The organism is Deltaproteobacteria bacterium, from assembly GCA_035063765.1.
GTDB lineage: Bacteria > Myxococcota_A > UBA9160 > UBA9160 > PR03 > CAADGG01.
The window spans coordinates 99,838-108,490 of record JAPSFT010000005.1 but is presented as its reverse complement, the minus strand read 5'-3'; the positions used below and the strand labels follow the sequence as shown (position 1 = coordinate 108,490).

The 8,653-nt window shown below is 74.4% G+C and carries 6 protein-coding genes; 1 reads left to right on the top strand and 5 read right to left on the bottom strand.

Translation table 11 applies throughout. The features are described 5' to 3' along the window. Positions 1-45: 45 nt before the first annotated feature. The 4 genes from OZ948_04465 to mgtE all read right to left on the bottom strand — a co-directional run bounded on the left by OZ948_04465 (position 46) and on the right by mgtE (position 5,963). Positions 46-528 (bottom strand): YbhB/YbcL family Raf kinase inhibitor-like protein, encoded by a 483-nt coding sequence (locus tag OZ948_04465; GenBank protein MEB2343971.1) that lies wholly within the window; start codon positions 526-528, stop codon positions 46-48. Positions 529-657: 129 nt separating this feature from the next. Then, on the bottom strand, positions 658-3,216 hold the full coding sequence (gene mprF, locus OZ948_04460) for a bifunctional lysylphosphatidylglycerol flippase/synthetase MprF (GenBank protein ID MEB2343970.1): 2,559 nt from the start codon (positions 3,214-3,216) through the stop codon (positions 658-660). Further along, positions 3,213-4,535 (bottom strand): virulence factor family protein, encoded by a 1,323-nt coding sequence (locus OZ948_04455; GenBank protein ID MEB2343969.1) that lies wholly within the window; start codon positions 4,533-4,535, stop codon positions 3,213-3,215. Before OZ948_04455 ends, mprF begins: the two co-directional genes overlap by 4 nt. Positions 4,536-4,628: 93 nt before the next feature. After that, positions 4,629-5,963: a magnesium transporter gene (gene mgtE, locus OZ948_04450; protein MEB2343968.1), complete on the bottom strand. Its 1,335-nt coding sequence runs from the start codon at positions 5,961-5,963 to the stop codon at positions 4,629-4,631. 153 nt (positions 5,964-6,116) lie between these two features. Here mgtE and OZ948_04445 point away from each other — a divergent pair, with 153 nt between their 5' ends. Then, complete coding sequence (locus OZ948_04445; protein ID MEB2343967.1) at positions 6,117-7,604, top strand: NAD(P)/FAD-dependent oxidoreductase; 1,488 nt, start codon at positions 6,117-6,119, stop codon at positions 7,602-7,604. Between the two features lie 13 nt (positions 7,605-7,617). On the opposite strand, the gene OZ948_04440 is transcribed toward OZ948_04445, so the two are convergent. Then, on the bottom strand, positions 7,618-8,631 hold the full coding sequence (locus OZ948_04440) for a hypothetical protein (protein MEB2343966.1): 1,014 nt from the start codon (positions 8,629-8,631) through the stop codon (positions 7,618-7,620). Positions 8,632-8,653: the final 22 nt, after the last annotated feature.

The following is an 8,653-nucleotide window of genomic DNA, read 5'->3' as shown; positions in this document are numbered from 1 at the left end:
AGTTGCGTATCACGGCGGCAAGAGACCGCAGCCGCACTCCCCCGCTCAGCGCTCCTTCTGGTAGGTCCCCAGGAGCTCGGCCTCGCCGAGAACGTGGCCTTCCGTCGCGCGCAGGAGCGCATCGCGGGTGGGCGTGCCGAGGTCCCCGAGCACCACGTCGAGCGCCTGGAGACGGTGGAGGTAGCGATGGCGGCCGATCGGCGGGCAGGGGCCGCCGTAATCGGGCCGGCCCCAGTCGTTGCGGCCGGCGCGGGCGCCAGCGGGGAGCGAGGCTGCGCTCGCACCGGCGTTCTCTGGAAGGGCCCGGACGTCCGCCGGGAGGTCGTACACCACCCAGTGGACCCAGCTGCGCTCCGGCGCGGCCGGGTCCGGGACGTCGGGGTCGACCACGGTCAGCGCGAGGCTGCGCGTGCCGGCCGGCGGATCGGCCCACGTGAGCGGTGGAGAGAGGTCCGCGCCCTGACAGGTGTGCCGGCGCGGGATCCCGGCGCCCGTCTCGAAGGCAGGCGATCGCAGGGTGAAGGGGATCGGCTCGGCCCCTCGCGCGGGTGTACCGGCGAGCGCCGGCGCCGCCAGCAGCGTTCCCAGCGCTCGTGTCCATCGCCCGGGGGCCATGCCACGGAAGCTAGCGCGAGCCGGTCGCAGCACGATCGCGGGCTACTTCTTCACGAGCCCCGCGACCCCGCCGTTCACGAGCGCCGCCACGTGCCCCAGCGCCAGGGCCGACGCCAGCCCGCCGGGGGTCGCCAGATAGCGCGGCTCCCACACCGGGTCGAACTTGTCCTTGAAGGCGCGCAGACCCTGGAAGTTGTAGAAGTGCTCGCCGTAGCGGAACAGAAGTGCGCCGAGCTGGTTCCAGCGCGGCGCGAGGCGGTGTCGCTCGAGGCCTGCCAGCGGCGCCATGCCGAGCCCGAACCAACGGTACCCCTCGGCGCGGCCCCACAGCAGCAGCTCGGCGAAGAGCGCGTCCATCACGCCGGACGGTGCGTCGTCGGTGTGCCGCATCAGGTCGACCGAGAGCTCCTCGCGCGCGCGCCCGGCCCACACGTTCGCGAACGCCACGATCCGCCCCTGGCGGCGCATGACGGCCACCGGGAGCCGCTGCAGGTAGGCGCGGTCGAAGCAGCCGAGCGAGAAGCGCTTCTCGCGGGTGTGCTTGGCGGCGAGCCACGCGTCCGAGACGGCGGCCAGCTCGTCGAGGAGCGCCGCTACCCGCTCGACGGGCACCATCTCGAAGACGGTCTCCTCCCGCTCCATGCGCCGCACCGCGTGGCGCAGCTTGGCGTGGGCCTTGCCCTCCAGCGAGAAGCCGGCGAGCGGCACGCGCGCCTCCTCGCCGATCTTGCGCAGGTGGAGGCCGAGGTCGACGTAGATCGGCAGGTCGTCGCCCCCCACCTCGTAGAAGATCGGCGTTCCGCCGTGCCGGTCCGCCTCCTCGCGGAAGCGCCAGGCAAGCTCGCGGCGCGCTGCTGGCGACGGTGCGACGGGGTCGCCCATCGCCACCCAGCCCCGGCCGTGCACGCCGTACATGAGGAAGCCCTCACCGTTCTCGGAGAAGAGGAGCTGCTTGTCGCCGAGCAGCGCGAGGTGCGCGTCGGCGTGCGCCGCGCCGGCCGCCAGCGCGGCGGCGCGGTCGAGCTCCGCCGGACCGGGCAGCCCGGCCAGCGGGGGCGCCGGCCGGAGGAGCCGCGCCAGCGCGAAGGCCCCGAGCGTGAGCGCGCCGGCCGCCAGCGCGCGCAGCGAGCGCGGCGCGTTCGCGTCGAGGGCGAACTGCCACCACAGCTCGCGCGCGTAGTCCACGTGCCGGTACGCGAGCAGCACGACGAAGCCGGTGCCGATCAGGACCCCCGCGATGCCGGCCATCCACGTGGGCGTGAACGACTGCCCGACGAGCGAGCTGCGCCGGTAGAAGTAGCGGTGGCAGGGCGCCAGCGCGGCGGCCGCCCCGAGCAGCAGCAACGCCTCCTCCCAGTCGAGCCCCTTGCCGAGCGAGGTCGCCGCGCCGCCCACCAGCAGCGCCAGCGCGGCCCACCAGGCGGCGTCGATGCGCTGCTGGACGGCGCGCGCGAGCAGCAGCAGCCCGACGCCGGCCACGCTTCCGAGCAGGTGCGAGAGCTCGACGAAGAGGAGCGGCAGCCAGCCCCCGAGGCGCTCGATGCGGCCGGGCGCGGCCGGCGTCGCACCGGAGAGCAGCAGCACGACCCCGGCCGCGAAGCAGGCCACCGCGAGGGCGCGCGGCACCAGCTCCGGCATCCACCCCGCGATCACGGCGCGCGCCCGGGCGACCGCCCGCCGCCGCTGCGCCAGCTCGAAGCCGAGGAAGAGCGCGACGGCCACCAGCATCGGCAGCAGGTAGTAGACGAGCCGGAAGGCGACCGCGGAGCCGAGCACCTGGTCGCCGCGCACCCACGGCGCGAGCAGCAGGACCATGGCGGTCTCGAAGACGCCGAGACCCGCGGGCACGTGGCTCACGAGCCCGAGCACCTGGGCGAGCAGGAAGGCACCGAGCACGGTCGCGAAGCCGAGCCCGGGCGCGGAGGGCAGGAGCACGTAGAAGGCCCCCGCAGCGAGCGCCCAGTCCACGCACGAGAGCGCGAGCTGCGCGGCGGTCCAGCAAGGCCCGGGCTGCTCGATCGAGAAGCCGCTCACGCGCAGCCTGCGGTCGCGGCGCAGGGTGGCGAGCGCGTAGGCGGCGAGCAGCGCGAGCAGCACGAACCCGATCGGCCGGCTCGTCGCGAGGAGCGAGTGCAGGGCGCCGGGCACCGGCAGCGGCGCCCGCAGGAAGGTGGCCGAGCCGAGCGCGAGGAAGCCCAGCCAGAAGGTCAGCACGTCGAAGGTGATGGCGCGCGCGAGCGTGGCCGCGCTGACGCCCCAGCTCGTGAACATCCGGTAGCGGACGGCGCTCCCGCCGAAGAACGAGAGCCCGATGTTGTGGCTGAACACGTAGGCGACGAAGGACGCCAGCGCGACGCGCGGGTAGCCGAGCCGGGCGCCGGCCCAGCGCAGGGCGAGGGCGTCGTAGCCGGTGAGCGAGAGGTAGCCGAGCACGGTGAGGCCGACCGCCAGCAGGACGTCCGCGCGTGGGATCCGCGCGATCTGCGCGACCACGTCGTGCAGCGGGTGCTGCGCGAGCTCGTGGTGGAGCATGAGGGCCGCCACCGCGAAGAGCACGACACCGAGGATGGCCGGCAGCGCCGTCAGCAGGCGTTCCTTCACGGCGCGCCCCGCGCGGCGGCGCGCCGCTCGAGCCCGTCGAGGATCCGCCGTGCCAGCTTCGGGTAGTCGCCGTCGAAGTGGTGCCCGCCGCGGGTCGTGATCCGCTCGACCGCGCCGAGCTCGGGCGCCCGGCACAGCGAGTCGGGCTCCTCCGCTCCCTCGAAGCACTGGACCCTCCGCGGGTCGATGCGCTCGAGCTCCGGGAGCACGAGCGGCGCGTCGCGGTAGGCGTCCGAGATCACGCCCGCCTGCTCGAGCCAGCCCGCGACGTGGAAGGCGAAGGGGGCCCGCGGCTCGAGCCCGAGGAGCGAGATCTGCACCACCCGCGCGCGCTCGGCCTCGGGAAGCCGCTCGAGGGCGAACGGGACGATGCCGGCGCCGAACGAGTAGCCGATCAACGCCACCTGCGAGCGCTCCCAGCGCGCGCCGTAGGTGCGGATGATCTCCGCCAGGTCGGAGGCGACGCGCTCGGGTGTCTTCGCGTTCCAGAAGTAGCGCAGGCTGTCGATGCCCACGACGGCGACGCCGTGCGCCGCCAGCCACTCGCCCACGGTCTTGTCGAGATCGCGCCAGCCCCCGTCGCCCGAGTAGAGGACGGCGAGGAAGGGGCCCGGGCGGGCAGCCGGCAGCTCGACGAGCGGGAGGCCGCGGAGCGCCCCCTCCCCGTCGCTCGCGTCGATCGCAGCGGCGACCGCGGCGGCGAGCCGCTCCGGCGCCGGCGCGGGGCCCGGCGCGGCGCGGCGCACGAAGCCCGGCCAGGCGGCCGGCTCGCCGTACGCGAAGCCGCCCTCCGGCAGCGGGTGCGACGGCGCGCCGGGGCACAGCGGCACCCGGGTCGGGAGCGCGGGGGCGGGGTCGGCGACGACCGCGCCGGCCACCGTCGCCGCCGGCGCCTGCGCGAGCGCGGCGAGCGCAAGCGTGCCGCCCTCGCCCGCGCCGGCCAGGATCGGCGAGCGGTAGACACTGCCCCCGAGCTCGCGCTGCCAGCGCTGGCTGCGGTCCTCGAGCTCGGCGATCACGTAGTGGCAGCCGTCGTGGCTCGCGCGCAGGCCTGCCAGGTACTGCCGGAGGTCCACCCCCACGACGGCGGCACCGCGGGCGCGCAGGAGCCCGGCCGCGTGCGTCCACGCGGGCGACCAGCCGCCGGCGTCGGAGACCAGGTAGACCAGCGCGCGCGCTGCGCCCGCAGGCGGGAACAGCTCGACCTCGCCGAGACGGCCCGCCGCGCGCGTCTCCGGCGCCGGCCCGGCCCCTTCACAGGCGAGGAGCGCCGGAGCGATCGCGAGCGCGATCAGGACGAGATGGAGGACGAGCCTCATCGAGCCCGCGCAGGCTAGCGCCGGGGCGCGACGCCGGCCTTGCCGCCCGTGCCTCCCGAGCCGCGCCCCCGCGTGCCCGCGCCTGGCGCCGCATCAGATGAGCGTGCCGCGCAGCACCACGCTCGCCACCGAGAAGTAGATCACGAGCCCGGTCACGTCGACGAGCGTCGCCACGAACGGGGCCGAGGCGCTGGCCGGGTCGAAGCCGAGCCGGCGCAGGACGAAGGGCAGGAGCGAGCCTGCGAGGGTTCCGAAGGTCACGACACCGATCAGGCTCGCGCACACCGTCACGGCCACGAGCAGGTAGTGCTCGCCGTAGAGCGGGCTCACCGACTGCCAGACCACGATGCGCAGGAAGCCGATCGAGCCGAGCACGGTCCCCAGCACCATCCCCGCCGCCAGCTCGCGGCGGATCACGCGCCACCAGTCGCGGATCCGCACCTCGCCGAGCGCCATCGCCCGGATCACGAGCGTCGAGGCCTGCGATCCGGAGTTGCCGCCGCTCGAGATGATCAGCGGCACGAACAGGGCGAGCACGACGGCGCGCGCGATCTCGCCCTCGAAGTACGCCATGGCGGTGGCCGTCAGCATCTCGCCGAGGAACAGCGCCGACAGCCAGCCCGCCCGCTTGCGCACCATGCGCCCGAAGGCGACCGAGAGGTAGGGCGCGTCGAGCGCCTCCATGCCGCCCAGCTTGTGGATGTCCTCGGTCGCCTCCTCCTGCACCACGTCGACGATGTCGTCGACGGTGATGATGCCCTGGATGCGGCGCTCGGCGTCCACGACCGGGATCGCCAGGTAGCCGGTGGCCGCGAACACGCGGCTCACCGCCTCCTGGTCCTGGTGCTCGCGCACCGTCACGAAGTCGGTGTGCATGATGTCCCGCACCGTCCGGCCGGGCGCCGCTGCGAAGAGCTCGCGGAAGGAGACGACCCCGACCAGGTGCTGGCCCTCGTCGAGCACGTACACGTAGTAGATGGTCTCGAGCCGCTCGCGCGCCTGCTCGCGCAGGTAGCGGATGGCCTCGTCCACGCTGAGCTCGGGGCGCAGCCGCGCGTAGCGGGGGCTCATCAGGCCGCCGGCGGCGTCCTCCGCGTAGGCGAGGAGGGCCTGGACCTCCTTGCGGCTGGGCGCGTCGAGCTGGCCGAGCAGCTCCGGGCGCGCCCCGGCCGGTGCCGCCTGCAGCAGGTCCGCGGCGTCGTCGGGCGCGAGCAGGCGCAGCCAGGAGCGCCGCTCCTCGCGAGGCAGCGAGAGCAAGAGGTCCGCCTGGGCGCCCGGCGCGAGCCCCAGGAAGAGCTCCTCGGCCTCGCTGCGCGACAGCAGCCGGAAGCCCTCGAGTCGCTCGTCGCGGGAGGTGATCGGCCACGCGTCGAGCAGGTCGGCGCTCGAGAGCGGCTCGGCAGAGGAGGCGTCCGGTTCCGGGTCCATCGCGCTCCGCGAAGCAACCGCGTCGATGCCGGGCGGGCGGCCCCATGCCGGCTGGCCGACAGTCTACGCGCTCGGGCGCGCGGCGCCTCGTGCGCCGATGCACCGGAGGGGCAACGGGCGTAAGATCGACCAGCCACGCGAGAGGGAGATGCCATGACCCGAACCGCAGCGACCGCCCACCCGAGCACCGATCGTGCGGGACTCCGCTTCCTCGTGATCGGGGCGGGCATGTCCGGGATCCTGAGCGCCATCAAGCTGCGCGAGGCCGGCTACCACGACTTCGAGATCTACGAGAAGACCGATCGTCTCGGCGGGACCTGGCGGGAGAACACCTACGCAGGCGTCGGCTGCGACGTGCCCTCGCACCTCTACAGCTACTCCTTCGCGCTGAACCCCGACTGGAGCCATCGCTTCTCGCCGGGGGGAGAGATCCAGACCTACTTCGAGGACGTCGCGCGCCGCTACGGCGTGGACCGGGTCATCCGCTACGGCCAGGAGGTGCGCCGCTGCGCCTTCGAGAACGGCCGCTGGCACATCGAGCTCTCCGACGGCTCGCGCGACGTGGGCGACGTCGTGATCGCGGCCACGGGTGTCCTCCACCATCCCGCCTACCCCGACATCCCCGGCCTCGACTCCTTCGCCGGCGTCTCCTTCCACACGGCACGCTGGAACCACGCCGTTCCGCTCGCGGGCCAGCGCGTCGGGATCATCGGAACCGGATCGACCGCGGTGCAGATCGTCCCGTCGGTGATCGGCGACGTGGCGAAGCTCTCGCTCTTCCAGCGCACCGCACAGTGGGTCGTGCCCCAGGACAACCCGGCCTACACCGAGGACGAGAAGGCCGCGTTCCGCCGGCACCCGGAGACGATGAAGCAGCTCCGGGCGGACATCTCGCGCATGTTCGCCGACATGTTCTCGAACGCGGTGGTGGACGCGAGCTCGCCGCAGCTCCAGGCCATCCACGCGGCCTGCGTCGCCAACCTCGAGAGCCAGGTCCGGGATCCCGTCCTGCGGGAGAAGCTCCGCCCCGACTACCGGGCCGGGTGCAAGCGGCTCGTGATGTCCGCGGACTTCTATCAGGCCATCCAGCGCCCGAACGCCGAGCTCGTCACCGAGGGGATCGAGCGGATCGAGCCGTCGGGGGTGCGGACCCGCGACGGCCGCCTGCACGAGCTCGACGTGCTGATCCTCGCCACCGGCTTCCGGGTCGACCGCTTCATGCGGCCGATGGAGGTCGTCGGGCGCGATGGCCTCGCGCTCGAGGAGGCCTGGCGCAAGGGCCCGATCGCCTACATGGCCATCTCGATCCCGGACTTCCCGAACCTCTTCATGCTCAACGGCCCGAACGGCCCGGTCGGGAACTTCTCGCTGATCGAGGTGGCCGAGCTCCAGCTCGGCTACGCCCTCCAGCTCGTGGACCGGATCCGCGCGGGCGAGTGCCGCGAGGTGTCGGCCTCGCGGGAGGCGACGGAGCGCTTCGACGCCGAACGGCGCCAGGCGACCCGCAAGACGATCTGGGCCAGCGGCTGCCGGAGCTGGTATCTCGACGCCGAGGGCGTGCCGGCCGTCTGGCCCTGGAGCTTCGATCGCCTGCGCGAGGAGATGGCGACGCCCCGCATCGCCGACTTCGAGCTGCGCTGAGCCGGCCGATCGGCTAGGCGGACCGGCCCGGCGGCGGCGCCGCGTGGACGAGATCGCGAGCGAGCAGCGCGGCCCCGAGCGAGCAGAAGTAGAGGTAGCCGCGCTGGTCGCCGAAGCGCGCGACCACGCGCTCGAGCGAGCGCGGTGACCGCAGGCCGAGGAGCCCGCCGAGCCCGCGGGCGACGCCGACGTCGCCCGGCGGGAAGACGTCGAGGCGGCCGAGGCCGCGCAGGAGCACCAGCGCGGCGGTCCAGGGGCCGACGCCCGGCAGCTCGTCGAGGCATCGGATCGCCTCGCGGCTGCTCATGCGCGAGAGCGGCTCCTCGCCGAGCTCGCCCGATCCGATCGACCGCGCGACCTGGCGCAGCGTCTCGGCCTTCTTGTGGCTGAGCCCGCACGCCGTGAGCGCGGCGATGCGCGCCTCGGCAACGGCCGCTGCGGCCGGGAAGGCGAAGCGGCGCTGGCCCGCGTGCTCCAGGGACCGGCCGAAACGCTCCACCAGCCGGCCGAGCACGGCGATGCCGGCGTCGAGGCTCAGCTGCTGGAAGGGCACCACGCTCGCGAACGCCTCGAAGAGCCCCGCGAAGCGCGGCGGGCGCATCCCGCGCAGGGCGAGCGCGGTCTCGCGGAGCCGGGGCTCGGACTCCGCCCGCTGCTGCAGGGGCTCCGGATCCAGGTCGAGCCCGAGCATCCGCCGGAGCATCGTGCCGAGCTCGGCGCGCCCCGGCGCGGCGGGGTCGCCATGGAGCACGCGGAAGCGGAGGCCGGGCTCGTCGACGCTTCCGGCGTCGGCCACCTCGACCAGGGCGAGCCCGCCGGCCGATCCCAGGACCCGCAGGTACCGCCCGTCCTCCCAGACGTCGACCCGGTTCGCCGGCCGCCGCTGGAGCACGCGGACGGTCGCCTCGAGATGGAAGGGCGCCGGGACGGCGAGCCGCCCGCCAGCGTCGGGTGGAGCCGTGGCCTGGAGCGCGCGGGCTCGAGCGGAGGGCATCGTGGGAGGCACGTCGGACTCGAGCTCCGCCACGCGGTCGAGATGCTCTCGATCC

Coding starts and splice junctions, on each gene's coding strand:
- OZ948_04455 (MEB2343969.1), bottom strand. CDS start 4,535: ATGAGGCTCGTCCTCCATCTCGTCCTGATCGCGCTCGCGATCGCTCCG.
- OZ948_04445 (MEB2343967.1), top strand. CDS start 6,117: ATGACCCGAACCGCAGCGACCGCCCACCCGAGCACCGATCGTGCGGGA.
- mgtE (MEB2343968.1), bottom strand. CDS start 5,963: ATGGACCCGGAACCGGACGCCTCCTCTGCCGAGCCGCTCTCGAGCGCC.